Here is a 15,233-nt window from a genome sequence, read left to right as displayed (position 1 = left end):
CTAAGGCGAGGCTGAAAAGCGTAGTCGATGGAAAACAGGTTAATATTCCTGTACTTCTGGTTATTGCGATGGAGGGACGGAGAAGGCTAGGCCAGCTTGGCGTTGGTTGTCCAAGTTTAAGGTGGTAGGCTGGAATCTTAGGTAAATCCGGGATTCTAAGGCCGAGAGCTGATGACGAGTGTTCTTTTAGAACACGAAGTGGTTGATGCCATGCTTCCAAGAAAAGCTTCTAAGCTTCAGGTAACCAGGAACCGTACCCCAAACCGACACAGGTGGTTGGGTAGAGAATACCAAGGCGCTTGAGAGAACTCGGGTGAAGGAACTAGGCAAAATGGCACCGTAACTTCGGGAGAAGGTGCGCCGGTGAGGGTGAAGGACTTGCTCCGTAAGCCCACGCCGGTCGAAGATACCAGGCCGCTGCGACTGTTTATTAAAAACACAGCACTCTGCAAACACGAAAGTGGACGTATAGGGTGTGACGCCTGCCCGGTGCCGGAAGGTTAATTGATGGGGTTAGCTAACGCGAAGCTCTTGATCGAAGCCCCGGTAAACGGCGGCCGTAACTATAACGGTCCTAAGGTAGCGAAATTCCTTGTCGGGTAAGTTCCGACCTGCACGAATGGCGTAACGATGGCGGCGCTGTCTCCACCCGAGACTCAGTGAAATTGAAATCGCTGTGAAGATGCAGTGTATCCGCGGCTAGACGGAAAGACCCCGTGAACCTTTACTATAGCTTTGCACTGGACTTTGAATTTGCTTGTGTAGGATAGGTGGGAGGCTTTGAAGCGTGGACGCCAGTCTGCGTGGAGCCAACCTTGAAATACCACCCTGGCAACTTTGAGGTTCTAACTCAGGTCCGTTATCCGGATCGAGGACAGTGTATGGTGGGTAGTTTGACTGGGGCGGTCTCCTCCTAAAGAGTAACGGAGGAGTACGAAGGTGCGCTCAGACCGGTCGGAAATCGGTCGTAGAGTATAAAGGCAAAAGCGCGCTTGACTGCGAGACAGACACGTCGAGCAGGTACGAAAGTAGGTCTTAGTGATCCGGTGGTTCTGTATGGAAGGGCCATCGCTCAACGGATAAAAGGTACTCCGGGGATAACAGGCTGATACCGCCCAAGAGTTCATATCGACGGCGGTGTTTGGCACCTCGATGTCGGCTCATCACATCCTGGGGCTGAAGCCGGTCCCAAGGGTATGGCTGTTCGCCATTTAAAGTGGTACGCGAGCTGGGTTTAGAACGTCGTGAGACAGTTCGGTCCCTATCTGCCGTGGACGTTTGAGATTTGAGAGGGGCTGCTCCTAGTACGAGAGGACCGGAGTGGACGAACCTCTGGTGTTCCGGTTGTCACGCCAGTGGCATTGCCGGGTAGCTATGTTCGGAATAGATAACCGCTGAAAGCATCTAAGCGGGAAACTAGCCTCAAGATGAGATCTCACTGGGACCTTGAGTCCCCTGAAGGGCCGTCGAAGACTACGACGTTGATAGGTTGGGTGTGTAAGCGCTGTGAGGCGTTGAGCTAACCAATACTAATTGCCCGTGAGGCTTGACCATATAACACCCAAGCAATTTGCGTCGAAAGGCCAGATTGCGGTGTGTGAAGACGAAACGAACCGAAAGTTCGAATCTGCTCAAAGCAGCACACAACACCGAAAGCTATCACCTACCCAATTTGCTGAAGCGAGGCTATCTGGCCACGACTCAGTACCCGAATTTCTTGACGACCATAGAGCATTGGAACCACCTGATCCCATCCCGAACTCAGCAGTGAAACGATGCATCGCCGATGGTAGTGTGGGGTTTCCCCATGTGAGAGTAGGTCATCGTCAAGATTAAATTCCGAAACCCCTATCTGCGTATGCAGGTAGGGGTTTTGTTTTTGTCCGCGAGAAAGTTTCATTGCAGGATCGACACAAAATTGCACAGTTATTTCTCAGCCAGAACACTAGAATAGAGCCCTTATTTTCACAATCAGAGCCCTCTATGCCAGATCCGGTTGACGCCTACGGGCTGTCAGATTTACCGCTGGACAACTTGGTGGCGTGTCATGAATGCGACTTGCTGATGCGCAAGCCACACCTCGCTCATGACGAGAAAGCCTTATGCCCGCGTTGCGGTTATGAGCTCTACGCTCATCGGCACAATGTCGTGGAGCGTAGCCTCGCCCTGGTGATCGCTGCGCTGCTGCTGTTCGTCCCTGCGAACTTTTTACCGATCATGGAACTCAATCTACTCGGACAGACGTCACACGACACTGTCTGGAGCGGTGTTGTCGGTCTGTTCGATACTGGCATGCAAGGCGTGGCGGTGGTGGTGTTCCTGTGCAGCATGGGGATCCCCCTGCTCAAGTTGCTCTGTCAGTTATTGGTATTGTTGAGCATTCGATTTGATATCGGACGCAGCTACGGCCTGCTGCTGTATCGCATTTATCACCACCTGCGTGATTGGGGGATGCTCGAGGTTTATTTGATGGGGGTGCTGGTGGCCATCGTCAAACTGGCTGACCTGGCGTCCATCACCATAGGGTTGGGCCTGGGGTGTTTTATCAGTTTGTTGTTGGTTCAAGTCTGGCTAGAGGTGGTGATGTCACCGCACCAGATCTGGGAAGCGTTATCCGGGGAGGATGCTCATGCGGGCGATTGATGCAGGCATTCTGATCTGTGCTGAGTGCCATCAGTTGAACAAACAGGAACCCGACACCGACGAGCAGACCTGCACGCGCTGTGGCGCGATAGTCCATGCCCGCCGGCCAAATAGTCTGGTGCGCACCTGGGCGTTGTTGATCACCGCCGCGATTCTGTATATCCCCGCCAATCTGTTGCCCATCATGACGGTCAGCGCCTTGGGGCAGGGGGAGGGCGATACGATCATGTCCGGCGTGATCACCCTGGTGCAGCATGGGATGCTCCCCATCGCGGCCGTGGTGTTCGTCGCCAGTATCCTGGTACCGACCTTCAAGCTTGTCGGCATCGCCCTGCTGCTGTTTTCGGTGCAGCGCCGCCAGCCTTTATCCGCGCGGCAACGCATCCTGATGTACCGCTTCATTGAGTTCATTGGCCGCTGGTCAATGCTCGACATCTTTGTCATCGCGATTCTGGTGGCAGTGGTCAACTTTGGTCGGCTCGCCACCATCGAGGCCAATCTCGGTGCAGTGGCCTTCGCCAGTGTGGTGATTTTGACAATGCTTGCTGCAGTAACTTTCGATCCCCGACTGATTTGGGATAACACGGAGTCGGACGACGACCATGACTGATTTGCCTAAAGCTAAAACCCGACCGGCTTCCAACTGGTCGGCCATCTGGGTGTTGCCCCTGATCGCCTTGGTGATTGGTGGGTGGTTGGGTTGGCGTGCCTATAACGAGACCGGGATTCAGGTCCAGGTCCGTTTCGAAAGCGGTGAAGGCATTCAGGCCAACAAGACCGAAGTGGTCTACAAAGGCATGTCGGTGGGCAAGGTCAAAAGCCTGGCGCTCGATGATGAAGGCAAGAGCCGTGGGGTGATCGCCACGGTCGAGATGAACAAGGACGTCGAGCAGTACCTCAAGACCAGCACGCGCTTCTGGCTGGTCAAGCCCAGCGTAACCCTGGCGGGTATCACCGGTCTGGAAACCCTGGTCTCGGGTAACTATGTGGCGATCAGTCCGGGTGAGGGCGAACCTACCCGCAAGTTCAAGGCCCTTGCCCAGGAGCCGCCCCTGTCGGACTCCAAGCCGGGTCTGCACCTGACCATCAAGGCCGAACGCCTGGGCTCGCTGAACCGCGGCAGCCCGGTGTTCTATAAGCAGATCCAGGTCGGTCAGGTGAAGAGCTACCTGCTGTCCGAGGACCAGAGCACCGTCGAGATCAAGGTCTTTATCGAGCCCACTTACGCCAACCTGGTGCGCAAACACACGCGCTTCTGGAATGCCAGCGGGATCAGCATCGACGCCAACCTGTCGGGTGTGAAGGTACGTAGCGAGTCGCTGGCCAGCATCGTGGCCGGCGGTATTGCCTTTGCGACGCCGGAGAACCGCAAGGACAGCCCGCCCACCGACCCGAGCCTGCCGTTCCGTCTGTATGAAGACTTCGACGCGGCCCAGGCCGGCATCCGGGTCAAGGTCAAGCTCAGCGACTTCGAAGGCCTGCAAGCCGGTCGTACGCCGGTCATGTACAAAGGCATTCAGGTGGGCAACCTCAAGGCCTTGAAGGTCGACTCCGACCTGTCCAGCGCCACCGCCGAACTGACCCTCGACCCGCTGGCTGAAGATTACCTGGTCGATGGCACGCAGTTCTGGGTGGTCAAGCCGTCGATTTCCCTGGCCGGTATCACCGGGCTCGAAGCCCTGGTCAAGGGTAACTACATCGCCGTGCGTCCGGGTGACAAGGGCAGCCCGCCCAAGCGCGAGTTCGAGGCACGGCCGAAGGCGCCGCCATTGGACCTGCGCTCCCCGGGCCTGCACCTGGTGCTGTTCACCGAGAACCTCGGCTCGCTGGAGGTCGGCAGCCCGATTCTCTACAAGCAGGTCAAGGTCGGTTCGGTGCAGAGCTATCAGTTCTCGCGGACCAAGAAGCAATTGGTCATCGGCGTGCACATCGAGAAGGAATACGAAGGCCTGGTCAACGCTTCGACGCGTTTCTGGAATGCCAGCGGCATCACCCTCACCGGTGGTCTGACCGGCGGGATCCAGGTCAAGAGCGAGTCCCTGCAAAGCCTGATGGCCGGCGGTATTGCGTTCGAGACTCCGGAAGCCAAGGCGCCGCTGCAAAAGCGTATTCCGCGCTTCCGCCTGTTCACCAGTCATGACGAGGCGACGGAGAAAGGCACCGTGGTCACCCTCAAGCTCGACCGCGGCGACGGACTGCGCAATGGCACGCCGATTCGCTACAAAGGCCTGGACGTCGGCAAGGTGGAAGACGTCGACCTCAGCGACGACCTGCAATCGGTGCTGCTCACTGCGCGTATCACCGTAGTGCCGGAGCGCATTGCCCGGGTAGGCAGCCAGTTCTGGGTGGTCAAGCCGCAGTTAGGCCTGATCAAGACCTCCAATCTGGAAACCCTGGTGACCGGGCAGTACATCGAAGTGCAGCCCGCGGTGAAAAACCTCGGCCCGCAAAAGAACTTCGTTGCCCTGCCACAGCCACCCGAAGCCACCGCGCAAGAGGCAGGCCTGAGCCTGGTGCTGAGTGCCGCGCGCCGTGGCTCGCTGAAAACCGGGGTGCCGGTGACTTACCGGGAAATTACCGTGGGCAAGGTCACCGGTTACGAACTGGGGCAGACCGCGGATCGGGTGTTGATCCATATCCTCATCGAACCGAAGTACGCGCCATTGGTACGCAGCGGCACGCGCTTCTGGAATACCAGCGGTTTTGGCCTGGATTACAGTCTGTTCAAGGGCGCGACCGTACGCACCGAATCCCTGGAAACCCTGATCCAGGGTGGCGTTGCCTTTGCCACTCCGGATGGTGAGCGCATGGGTAACCCGGCGCGGCCGCAGCAGACCTTCCCGTTGTTCGACAAGTTCGAAGACGAGTGGCTGGAGTGGGCGCCGAAGATCTCCCTCGGCAAGTAAGTCAAACCCGCTGTACAAAAAAGGCCGCGATCCAATGGATCGCGGCCTTTTTTGTTTATCTACCGCTAGAGCATTTAGACGGCGTCCAGCTCGGCTTCGGTCGACTCGACGCTGACCGCCGGTTTCACTTCGTCATGCCGACGGATGTACTTCCAGTCTGCCTCGTCGATGTAGATACCGTTCGGCCCGCTGCCACCTTCCAGGTCAATCGCCACACTGGCGCAGACCTGTGGCTTGACACTGGCGAGGATCGGCACGAAGCCCAACTGCAGGCTGGTTTCCAGCAGGGCGGCCTGGTTCTTCTCGTCGATGTCCGCGGCTTCGTCGAGGTAGTACGGCAGGCGCACACGCCCGGCCTGGTCGCGGTCCATCAAGTGCAGCAACAAATACATGTTGGTCAGTGCCTTGATGGTCATGGTGGTGCCGTTGGACGCGGCGCCATCGATGTCAGTGTGGATCACTGGCTGACCGTTGACCTTGGTGATCTCGAACGCCAGCTCGAACAGGTCCTTGAGGCCGAGCTGGTTGTGGTTCGCCGCCACCAGGCGGGCCAGGTACTCCTTGGCCTCTTCGTTCTTGTTGTCCTGCTCGGCACTCTGGCTCAGGTCGAACACCGACAGGGTTTCGCCTTCTTCGTACTGACCGGCACTGTGGATGATCTGGTCAATGTGCTTGAGGGCTTCCTTGTTCGGCGCCAGGACAATGCGGAAGCTTTGCAGGTTGGACACCTGGCGCTTGTTGATCTCGCGGTTGAACAGCGCCAGCTGGTGCTCGAGGCTGTCGTAATCGCTGCGAATATTGCGCAGAGTCCGGGCGATGTCGGTGACGGCCGCACGCCGGGCCTTGCCCAGGGTCAGGGCTTCGTCGGTACGGTGGGCGTAAGCGTTGATCAACAGTTGCAGGCGACGCTCCATGTCGTCTTCGCTGTCGAACTTGGCCACGCCCTTGAGGCGAACCTGGGCGTACAAGGCGTCGATCTGGCCGTCGACACGCAGCAAGCCCTGCCAACTGTCCTGGTAGTCATTGAGCAGCGGCAACAGGTTGTCCATGGAGTCGTCGATCGGGTCCATGCACGGCGTGCCGAATGGCAGGTCGGTCGGCAGCAGCTGACGGCGGCGCAGGGCGTCGTCGAGGGTGCGTTGCTTGGCTTCCATGTCGCCGATCTGCCGGCCGACCAGTTGCAGCTTGGCCGACAGTTGCTGGACGCGCTCAGTGAAGGCATCGCTGGAGCGTTTCAATTCGTCCTGGGCCGCTTCCATCTGCGCCAGTTGCTCGAGCTTGTCACCTTCTTCGGCGCTCAGGGTTTGCGCGCGGCGGAAGTCCTCGAGGGCTTTTTGCGCGTCCAGCACCTGCTGGTACAGCGCTTCAGTCTGGGTCTTGCTGGCAGCGCGGTCCGCGGCGACCGCTTGCTGGGTTTTCAGTTGCTTGAGTTCTTTGTCCAAGCGTTCTTTCTGGTCGCGCAACGCGGCACGGTCAGCCAGGGCTTGCAGGGCGGGCGGTTCGATGTGGGAAATGTCGATCGACAGCCCCGGTACTTCGAAACGCTCACCCTTGAAGCCGTCGAGGATCAGCTCCAGGGATTTGACCCACTGGCCGTCCTCGTCCAGCGTAATGCCGTGCTCACCCAGCGGCAGGCTGAACAATGCGCTGTTGAACAGGCGCATCAGGCGTTCGACGTCCTGTTGCGAAAACTCTTCGCGCAGGCGCGCGTAGCTGTTGTTGTCGGCGTGATCGAGTTGCTGCTTGACCGACTTCAGGCGCTTTTCCAGATCCCGCAGGCGCTCTTCCAGGTCTTCGGCACTGAACTGCCGGGACTGGGCCAGCGCGCCGGCCAGTTCATCGTGCGCATCCTTGGCGGCCAGCAGTTGTTGCTCCAGGACTTTGACGTCTTCGACCAACGCGAAGCGATGCTTGAGCACCGACAACTCGCCGAGCCAGCGCTGGATGCCGGTGATTTCGCGTTCCAGGCGCATCAGCTCCTGGGTGCCGCCGCGTTGATCGTTTTGCAGGGCGTCCTGCTCGTTGCGGTAGTGCTCGGCCTGGATCGTCAATTCTTCCTTGCGCGCACTGGCGTAGTCCGACCAGGTGCCCAGCAGGGAATCGAGCAGCGGCGAGATGCGGTGCAACTTGCCGCGCAGAATATTGCGCTGGGTCACGCCTGCCGATAGGGCTTCGACCAAGGGGCCGGCGGTGACCAGCGAGTTGTAGTCCTGCTCCATGCGGCGCACATCGCGGAAGGCTTCTTCGCACGCGGCGATGTAATCGACGCTGCCGGAACGCAGGCTGTGTTCGAAGGCATCGAGGAACAGTTGCTTGAGCTTGGCCGCGGTGATTTCCCGCATGTGCAGCAGGTTGATGAACAGCGCACGGAAGGTCTTCAGGCTCTGCTCACTGGTGGAGCGCAGCGGAATCAGGGTCAGGTCCAGCGGGATCGACGTGTGGCCGCCCACCAGCAGGCGCCGCAGTTCATCCGGCTTGAGCTCGTAAGCCTTGAGGCCTTCGCGTTCGAGGTTGCTGAACAACTCTTTCTGGCGCAGGCACGTGTCGTTTTTCTGGTAATGGGCCAGGTCCAGCTTACCGGCATAGGCGAAGAACTGGTGGCCAAAACCACCGCCGGGGCCACGCCCGACCACGCCGATCACGTGTGGACCGTGTGGCAGCGAAACTTCCACCAGGATGTAGCTGGTGTCAGAGGCAAAGTAGAAGCGCCGCGATTGCTCCAGGCTGTACTTGCCGAAGCTCATGTCCGACATGCGTGCCAGGATCGGGAACTGCAGGGCGTTGATCGAGGCGGACTTGCCCAGGTTGTTCGCCCCGTAGACCGACAGCGGTTCTTCCAGCGGGAACAGGCCGAGGCTGTAACCCGCGGTATTCAGAAGGGCAAAGCGGCGAATGCCGTAGCGTTCCTTGCTCATGCGTCGAGCTCCTGTTCTTCGGCAATGGCACGGGCCAAGGCGTCTTCTTCACTGTCTTCGGCGAAGTCGCTGAGGTCCAGCGGGTCATCGGTCTGCAGCAGTTTTTCGTCGCTGTCGTCGTCAATCAGCACCGGCGCCGGCAGTGGCAGCACGCTGTGCAGGCTGGCGGCCAGGTCGCGGTCCTGTTGCACCGACAGGCAGACGTCGAGGAAGCGGTGCATCGGTGGCAGGAAACGGTAGATGCCGTTCTCTTCCCCAGCAAAACCGAGCTGGGTCATGCGCCGCATGATCTTTTCTTCGAGCTCTTCCACGGTCTGCACTTCAGCCTGGATGAACAGGTCGCGGTATTTTTCCAGCAACGACGGCAGTTCATCGCGGCCCAGGCTACCGCCGTCGAGCACGGCGATCGGGTCGCGGCCCTGGTCGGCCAGGTGTTCGACCAGAATGAAGGTGAACAACGCCAGGCGCTGGGCAGTCTTGTTCACGGCCGCTGCGGCGAGGTCCGGAACGAAGTAGTAGAAGCCCCGGGTATCGCACACCAGTTCAAATCCCAGGGCGCGGAACAAGGTGCGGTACTGGTCCTGAAAGTTCGACAACTGTGCGTACAGCTCAGGATCGCGACGGCTGACGTGATAACCCTTGAACAGCTCGCGAAAGATCGGCGCCAGCTGAGACAGTTCGGATAGATCAAGATGCATGGGGAATGCTCGCAGAATTCTCGCTGGCATCGGTGCCGGCCGAGAGCAGGGCGAAGGAGCGCAGGCTGACCTGATGCTCGTGAGTGTGGTAATCGCGGCGTTCCAGGCGCTCGCGCTTGAAGCGTTTTTCCCGCGACAGGCGCGAGAACCAATACAGCAGCTCGTCGGTCGCGCCATCCGGTTCCTGCTCCAACAACCAGGTCATCAGGTCTGGCATCGGCAGGGCGTCTTCGCAGCGCTCGAGCATTTCCCGAACCGTGCGTGGCGCACGCGGGGCTTCGCCGGTCTGGATCTTGTGGGCCTTGGGGAAACGCGCCGGTTTTGGCTCGAAACGTGCCAGGGCGTAGACATAGGCTTCAACCTGGCTGGCACTGCCAAGGAAGGTGCTTTGCGGGCGAGTGAACATCGGCATCGCCGCTTGTGGCACCGCATCGATGCCCTTGCGCCGGATCATCGACAGGGCCAGTGCCGCGCCACGGGTCACGGCGTTGTGCCGGCGGGCTTCTTCGCGCAGCGGCAGCAACAACTCGCGGGCGTGGCGCAGGGTCAGTTGGGCGCTGGTCTGCATTTCGAGGATGCGCGCGTGGGTCCGCAGGAGCATGTCGTCGTCGACCAGATGGCCCAGGCGTTGCTGCTCGGTGAGCATCTTCAGCAGGACGTTCTCGACCTTGCGCACGCCTTGTTCGAAGGCGCCGTCGGCGTTGACCAACTGGATCATCGGCTCGACATACTCGTCCCAGGTCGCCAGGACTTCGGCATAACGCTGGCGCAATGGAATCTGCCGGTCGCTGGTCTTGGCCCGCTCGGCTACGGCCACCAGGGCCTGTTCGTCGTTGGCGAGTTTTTTCAACACGTCGCGTACGCGCATGTCGAGCAAGCGCAACTGGCGCGCCAGGTCGTTGCCATCACGAATGTCGAATGCGTCTTGGATGTAGCCGGCCAGCCGCTCCAGGTGCCGCAGGTAGGCTTCGATTTCCAGGCACAGGCCCAAGCGGTGCTCGCGGCGCAGGTAAGCCAGGAAGTCGTGGATCTGCGCGTTCAGTTCAAAGCGGTTCGGGCTTTTTGCCACCGGAACCAGAATGTCGAGGCGGATCCACACGTCCAGCAGGCTGGTGATGTCCTGTGGCGTGCTGTCCAGTTGCTGGGCGGCCAGTTGCGTGCGCAGTTCGTTGAGGCTCAGGGTGCCTTGGTCGAAATGCTCACACAGTGGCTCCAGGAGTGCCCAGTGTTCGGCGAGGGCGCGCAAGACGCGCTTGGGTTCGATCATTGGATTGGCCGGCTGGTTGGCGATTAAAAGCAGCGATTGTACTGCATCGCAGGCTATGGGAATCCCCCTCGGCAGATCGACGGGACGGACTGTCGTTTTTCTCTGCTCTACTGCGGGCGATCTTCGGCGAAGGGCGGTAGAATCCCTGCACTTTAAGTTATCCACAAGTGGCCGACCTTTGCTAATCGAGTCCCGTCGCCGCGCTTATTTGACTGCCATGCAGGTGGTCAACTGGCTGCCGCGCACCGAATTGCCCTTTGCCGCCCCTTCGCGGCCCGAGCTGCTGGAGCTGGTTGAGCCGTTGGTCGCCGAGCCGCCAGTGCCGGGCGTTGCGCCTGTGCCAGCGGCCAAGGTCGCCGTCGCGGTCGAGCCGGTAACCGCCCCCGCCGCGCGCCCGCGGATCGAAGTGCCGCGCCCATCGCTGGCCAGTACCCGGACCAATGCCAAGGTCGAGGAAGAAGCCGCCCCCGCCGTGGTCAAGGCCCCGGTCGTGCCGCCACCGCGGTTTGCCCTGCAATTGTTGCGCGCGGGCCGTTGCCTGCTGCTGGTGGAGTTACCCACAGGCGACACGTTCCAGACGCGCGACCCGGCCTACCTGCTGCTCAAGGACATGTTGCGCGCCGCCGGCCTGCCGGACAGCCCGCAGATCGTCGGCGAGCCGGTGCGCTGGCCGCTGTTGGCGCGGGGCACCATGGATCAGGGGCCGGAAGCGGCGCGCGATTTCGTCCAGGGCTTTGTCTCCGCGCGCCTGGAAGATCAACCCTGTGTCTGTCTGTGGCTGGTGGGGCTGCCGGCTGTGCGGTTTGCCGGCGAGGCGGATGCGCAAGCGTACAATCGCGAACTTCAGGTCGAAGGCCTGGGGTCGGTCTGGGCGCTGCCTGGCCTGGAATTATTAATGGAAGAGCCACAGCGTAAGGCTGATGTCTGGCAAGCCATGCGTCGGCTGATGGCGCGCTGGAAAGAATCAAATGAGTGACGCTGTATCGTTCCGCCCGATGACCGAAGCCGACCTGGACGCAGTACTGAAGATCGAATACGCGGCGTTCAGCCATCCCTGGACCCGCGGGATCTTTCTCGATGGCCTGGGCAAATACCAGATCTGGCTGATGTTCGAGGGGCAGCAACAGGTGGGCCACGGGGTGGTGCAGATCATCCTCGATGAAGCGCACCTGCTCAATATCACGGTCAAGCCGGAAAACCAGGGGCGCGGCCTGGGGCTGACCTTGCTCGAACACCTGATGTCGATTGCCTACAAGGCGCAAGCACGTGAGTGCTTCCTCGAAGTGCGCGACAGCAACCGCGCGGCCTTCCGACTGTATGAACGTTATGGTTTCAACGAAGTGGGGCGCCGCCGCGACTACTACCCGGCAGTCGGTGGGCGTGAAGACGCCGTGGTCATGGCCTGTACCCTGGTCGACTGAGCCGTTCGACCTTTGCGGGCAAGCCCGATGCTCGCCCGCGCAAGCGTGTTAACGATTGCCGTCGACCGGATCGCGCCGCGCCAGCTCAGCCTCATCCAGGCCATTGCCACCGCCAATCTCGTCTTCGTCGACAATGCTCAAGTCCCAGTCGGCCTGATCACATTCGCCGACGTCCTGGGCGTCCCGTGCGCCGTCTTCACGAATCAGGTTGCCCGGGGTCAGGTCATCATCGGTGGATTCGTCGTCATCGGCCGAAGTCTCGTGCATCCCCGCTTCGGCTGCAGGTTGGCGCGGCACGGGCGGTTTGCGCAGGTGTTCGGGTAATTCATCGCGAATAATGGCGCTGGAGGGCTCCTCGTCGAAGTCCAGTTCACGCATCGAGCCCATGCGGTCTTCGTTGTCGTCGATGGGCTCGGGCTGTACCGCGCCATACGGACGTCGTGAATCAGTCATGGCAAATCCTCATAATGTGGGGCTTATAGGGTGGACAGGCGCTACCCTTGAAGATTCCAAGCCATTTGCCCTAATAACGGCGTGACCCCGGCGCATGCTGGGGTGTCAAACCAGCGCATCATTCTTGAGGCTTCAGAACATGAACGAATTACAAGATCTGATTGATAACAACGAGCGCTGGGCTGATGCGATCAAGCAGGAAGATCCTGACTTCTTCGCCAAACTGGCCCGCCAGCAGACGCCTGAATACCTGTGGATCGGCTGCTCCGACGCGCGCGTGCCGGCCAACGAGATTGTCGGCATGCTGCCCGGCGACCTGTTCGTGCACCGTAATGTGGCCAACGTAGTGCTGCACACCGACCTCAACTGCCTGTCGGTGATCCAGTACGCGGTCGACGTGCTCAAGGTCAAACACATCCTGGTCACCGGCCATTACGGCTGTGGCGGGGTGCGGGCGTCCATGCAGGACCGTCAGTTGGGGCTGATCGACGGTTGGCTGCGCTCGATCCGCGACCTCTACTACGAGCACCGCGAAGCGTTGGCCCAATTGCCGACTGAAGAAGAGCGGGTCGACCGTCTCTGCGAACTGAACGTGATCCAGCAAGTGGCCAACGTGGGCCATACCAGCATCGTGCAAAATGCCTGGCATCGCGGGCAAAGCCTGTCGATCCACGGCTGCATCTATGGCATCAAGGATGGCCGTTGGAAGAGCCTGAACGCCACCATCAGTGGTTTCGAGCAACTGCCGCCGCAGTATCGCTTGCGTCCGGTGGGTGCCATCTAGCACTCCCCTGGTAGGCGTTCAGCAAAGGCTATGGCGATGCCATTGCTGCAGGAAAAGCCGCCCCTCGGCGCTGGGCTGTTCATCGTAACCGGTGATCCAGCCACGGCACCGGGGCGAGCCGCATTTACAGGCAAACTGGCGCAACACGCTGGCCTCGGTGCTGACATAGTCCATGCACAGTGGGCTGCCTGGCGTAATGTCCTGTAGCGCCCATAACCAGAGTTCGCTCATGTCGAGGAAGACATTGGGGTCGCAGGAGTGGCGCAGTCGTCCACAGAAGTAGGGGTCATAGACGTGAATGCCCACCGCTAACTGGACGCTGTGCAACTGCGGGGCGTGGACCAACTGTCCGGAGACCCGGCACATTCGGGTAATCCGCTGATAGTGACGCAGGGCCATGACGCCGCGGTTTTTTGCGCCATGGCCGGACTCCACAATGAAGTCGGCCATGGACGGGTAGCCCTGCTTGGGGCTGAGCCCCTCGAAAGGGTAGATGCATCCGTTCGCCAAAGACTGGGCATTGACCTGAGGGCTCATAGACATCCCTGCCTGGATCAAGCTTGCGACAGCCGTAGACGGGGCATCCTGTCAGCCCTGCAACGCTTGAGTGTTGCTCAAGCGTCTCGCAAATGACACAGATCGTCTACTGTCAGGCCTGACAGGGGACAGTGACGATTTTTACTGTAAGCCATGACTTACAGCACTATCGAAATCATTGCGCCAGTGGTGTTTTATGCGCTTGCGACTAAGGTGTAACGGGTTGTCCGGGAGCGCATTTGCGTAGACCATGGGCGCCGCGATTTTTTGCCTAATTTCGAGCCTGTTTATGACTGCCATTGCCGACACTCGACCTGCGCCATTCTCCCGGTCTGACTACAAGACCCTGGGCTTGGCGGCACTGGGCGGGGCGCTGGAAATCTACGATTTCATCATTTTCGTGTTTTTCGCCCTGACCCTCAGCCAACTGTTCTTCCCTCCGGAAATGCCCGAATGGCTGCGCCTGCTGCAGAGTTTCGGGATCTTTGTCACCGGGTACCTGGCGCGGCCGCTGGGTGGCATCCTGATGGCGCACTTTGCCGACCGGTTGGGGCGCAAGAAGGTCTTCAGCTTGAGCATCCTGATGATGGCGCTGCCGTGCCTGCTGATCGGGATCATGCCGACCTACGCCCAGATCGGCTACTTCGCCCCCTTGCTGCTGCTGGTGCTGCGGGTGTTCCAGGGCGCCGCGGTCGGTGGGGAAGTGCCGAGTGCCTGGGTGTTTGTCGCCGAGCATGCTCCTGTCGGTCACCGCGGTTACGCCCTGGGATTCCTGCAGGCAGGGCTGACGTTTGGTTACCTGATCGGCGCCTTGACCGCGACCTTGCTGGCACAGGCCTTTACCCCGGCGGAAATCCTCGATTACGCCTGGCGTTATCCGTTCCTGCTGGGCGGGGTGTTCGGCGTGCTTGGCGTGTGGTTGCGCCGCTGGCTCAACGAGACTCCAGTGTTCATGGCGATGCAGGCCAGTCGTGAGCTGCACGTCGAACTGCCGTTGCGCACGGTGCTGCGTGAGCACCGCCTGGCGATGTTGCCGGCGGTGATCCTTACCTGCGTACTGACTTCGGCCGTGGTGACTTTCGTGGTCATCACCCCGACCATGATGCAGAAAACCTTCGGCATGACCGCCAGCCACACCTTTGCGCTGAGTAGCCTGGGCATCGTGTTCCTGAACATCGGCTGCGTGATCGCCGGGTTGATCGTCGACCGGATCGGCGCCTGGCGTACGGTGATGCTCTATAGCCTGCTGTTACCGCTGGGCATCGGCGTGCTCTACAGCAGCCTGATTGGCGCAGCGCAGTGGATCGGCCTGGCCTATGCGATTGCCGGTCTCGGTTGTGGGGTGGTGGGCGCGGTGCCGTCGGTGATGGTCAATCTATTCCCGGCACGGATTCGCGTCTCGGGGATTTCCTTCACCTATAACATTGCCTACGCGATCTGGGCCAGCATCACACCGCTGTTGCTGATTGGCCTGATGCCGTGGAGCCCATGGATCTGCGTGATTTTCTGTGCCGTGATGGGCGCCGTGGGGATCAGCGCGGCGCTGTACTTCGGCTCGCGCCTGCCCCAGGTCGCCCAGTCGGCTGGCGCGACCTGCTGCCCCTGAGGG

The 15,233-nt window shown here is 60.2% G+C and carries 12 protein-coding genes and 2 rRNA genes (1 of these 14 only partly in view); 9 read left to right on the top strand and 5 right to left on the bottom strand.

Annotation, left to right across the window (positions count from 1 at the left end):
* The 5 genes from PspS04_RS23240 to PspS04_RS23220 all read left to right on the top strand — a co-directional run.
* Positions 1-1,554 (top strand): 23S ribosomal RNA (locus PspS04_RS23240); it begins 1,338 nt to the left of the window's first position.
* Positions 1,555-1,716: 162 nt separating this feature from the next.
* Positions 1,717-1,832: ribosomal RNA gene (gene rrf / locus PspS04_RS23235) — 5S ribosomal RNA — on the top strand.
* Between the two features lie 151 nt (positions 1,833-1,983).
* Positions 1,984-2,643, top strand: a complete 660-nt coding sequence (locus PspS04_RS23230; RefSeq protein WP_095169033.1) for a paraquat-inducible protein A — start codon at positions 1,984-1,986, stop codon at positions 2,641-2,643.
* The gene (locus PspS04_RS23225) at positions 2,630-3,253 is read left to right on the top strand and encodes a paraquat-inducible protein A (RefSeq protein WP_159997981.1); all 624 of its coding nucleotides are present in this window, start codon (positions 2,630-2,632) and stop codon (positions 3,251-3,253) included. The genes PspS04_RS23230 and PspS04_RS23225 overlap by 14 nt, the downstream gene beginning before the upstream one ends.
* On the top strand, positions 3,246-5,549 hold the full coding sequence (locus tag PspS04_RS23220; protein WP_095169031.1) for a PqiB family protein: 2,304 nt from the start codon (positions 3,246-3,248) through the stop codon (positions 5,547-5,549). The genes PspS04_RS23225 and PspS04_RS23220 overlap by 8 nt, the downstream gene beginning before the upstream one ends.
* 74 nt (positions 5,550-5,623) lie before the next feature.
* Here the strand turns inward: PspS04_RS23220 and mksF are convergent, their stop codons facing one another.
* Genes mksF through mksB form a run of 3 tightly spaced genes read right to left on the bottom strand, consistent with a single transcriptional unit; the run spans position 5,624 to position 10,429 of the window.
* Positions 5,624-8,464, bottom strand: coding sequence for an Mks condensin complex protein MksF (gene mksF, locus PspS04_RS23215; RefSeq protein WP_159997979.1), 2,841 nt, complete (start codon positions 8,462-8,464; stop codon positions 5,624-5,626).
* Complete coding sequence (mksE, locus tag PspS04_RS23210; RefSeq protein WP_095169029.1) at positions 8,461-9,162, bottom strand: Mks condensin complex protein MksE; 702 nt, start codon at positions 9,160-9,162, stop codon at positions 8,461-8,463. The genes mksF and mksE overlap by 4 nt, the downstream gene beginning before the upstream one ends.
* Positions 9,152-10,429, bottom strand: a complete 1,278-nt coding sequence (mksB, locus tag PspS04_RS23205; protein WP_162530211.1) for an Mks condensin complex protein MksB — start codon at positions 10,427-10,429, stop codon at positions 9,152-9,154. The genes mksE and mksB overlap by 11 nt, the downstream gene beginning before the upstream one ends.
* A 217-nt stretch (positions 10,430-10,646) precedes the next feature.
* Here mksB and PspS04_RS23200 point away from each other — a divergent pair, with 217 nt between their 5' ends.
* Both PspS04_RS23200 and rimI read left to right on the top strand, forming a co-directional pair.
* Entirely contained in the window at positions 10,647-11,405 is a 759-nt protein-coding gene (locus PspS04_RS23200) for an energy transducer TonB (RefSeq protein ID WP_095169028.1), read from the top strand.
* Complete coding sequence (gene rimI, locus PspS04_RS23195; RefSeq protein WP_095169027.1) at positions 11,398-11,850, top strand: ribosomal protein S18-alanine N-acetyltransferase; 453 nt, start codon at positions 11,398-11,400, stop codon at positions 11,848-11,850. The genes PspS04_RS23200 and rimI overlap by 8 nt, the downstream gene beginning before the upstream one ends.
* Before the next feature lie 48 nt (positions 11,851-11,898).
* Here the strand turns inward: rimI and PspS04_RS23190 are convergent, their stop codons facing one another.
* Positions 11,899-12,303, bottom strand: coding sequence for a serine kinase/phosphatase (locus tag PspS04_RS23190; protein ID WP_159997977.1), 405 nt, complete (start codon positions 12,301-12,303; stop codon positions 11,899-11,901).
* Positions 12,304-12,442: 139 nt separating this feature from the next.
* Between PspS04_RS23190 and can the strand changes: the two genes are divergently transcribed.
* Complete coding sequence (can, locus tag PspS04_RS23185; RefSeq protein ID WP_095169025.1) at positions 12,443-13,087, top strand: carbonate dehydratase; 645 nt, start codon at positions 12,443-12,445, stop codon at positions 13,085-13,087.
* A gap of 18 nt (positions 13,088-13,105) precedes the next feature.
* Here can and PspS04_RS23180 read toward each other — a convergent pair whose 3' ends face one another.
* The gene (locus PspS04_RS23180; protein WP_159997975.1) at positions 13,106-13,624 is read right to left on the bottom strand and encodes an SET domain-containing protein-lysine N-methyltransferase; all 519 of its coding nucleotides are present in this window, start codon (positions 13,622-13,624) and stop codon (positions 13,106-13,108) included.
* Between the two features lie 289 nt (positions 13,625-13,913).
* On the opposite strand from PspS04_RS23180, the gene PspS04_RS23175 reads away from it, so the two are divergent.
* The gene (locus PspS04_RS23175; protein ID WP_159997973.1) at positions 13,914-15,230 is read left to right on the top strand and encodes an MFS transporter; all 1,317 of its coding nucleotides are present in this window, start codon (positions 13,914-13,916) and stop codon (positions 15,228-15,230) included.
* Positions 15,231-15,233 lie beyond the last annotated feature (3 nt).

The organism is Pseudomonas sp. S04 (genome assembly GCF_009834545.1).
GTDB lineage: Bacteria > Pseudomonadota > Gammaproteobacteria > Pseudomonadales > Pseudomonadaceae > Aquipseudomonas.
Note: the sequence above shows the minus strand (reverse complement) of the source record. Positions and strands in the feature narration are given on the sequence as shown.

Bases quoted from the DNA above. Each gene is read 5' to 3' on its own strand.
- PspS04_RS23230 (WP_095169033.1), top strand. From the start codon at position 1,984: ATGCCAGATCCGGTTGACGCCTACGGGCTGTCAGATTTACCGCTGGAC.
- PspS04_RS23225 (WP_159997981.1), top strand. From the start codon at position 2,630: ATGCGGGCGATTGATGCAGGCATTCTGATCTGTGCTGAGTGCCATCAG.
- PspS04_RS23220 (WP_095169031.1), top strand. From the start codon at position 3,246: ATGACTGATTTGCCTAAAGCTAAAACCCGACCGGCTTCCAACTGGTCG.
- mksF (WP_159997979.1), bottom strand. From the start codon at position 8,464: ATGAGCAAGGAACGCTACGGCATTCGCCGCTTTGCCCTTCTGAATACC.
- mksE (WP_095169029.1), bottom strand. From the start codon at position 9,162: ATGCATCTTGATCTATCCGAACTGTCTCAGCTGGCGCCGATCTTTCGC.
- mksB (WP_162530211.1), bottom strand. From the start codon at position 10,429: ATGATCGAACCCAAGCGCGTCTTGCGCGCCCTCGCCGAACACTGGGCA.
- PspS04_RS23200 (WP_095169028.1), top strand. From the start codon at position 10,647: ATGCAGGTGGTCAACTGGCTGCCGCGCACCGAATTGCCCTTTGCCGCC.
- rimI (WP_095169027.1), top strand. From the start codon at position 11,398: ATGAGTGACGCTGTATCGTTCCGCCCGATGACCGAAGCCGACCTGGAC.
- PspS04_RS23190 (WP_159997977.1), bottom strand. From the start codon at position 12,303: ATGACTGATTCACGACGTCCGTATGGCGCGGTACAGCCCGAGCCCATC.
- can (WP_095169025.1), top strand. From the start codon at position 12,443: ATGAACGAATTACAAGATCTGATTGATAACAACGAGCGCTGGGCTGAT.
- PspS04_RS23180 (WP_159997975.1), bottom strand. From the start codon at position 13,624: ATGAGCCCTCAGGTCAATGCCCAGTCTTTGGCGAACGGATGCATCTAC.
- PspS04_RS23175 (WP_159997973.1), top strand. From the start codon at position 13,914: ATGACTGCCATTGCCGACACTCGACCTGCGCCATTCTCCCGGTCTGAC.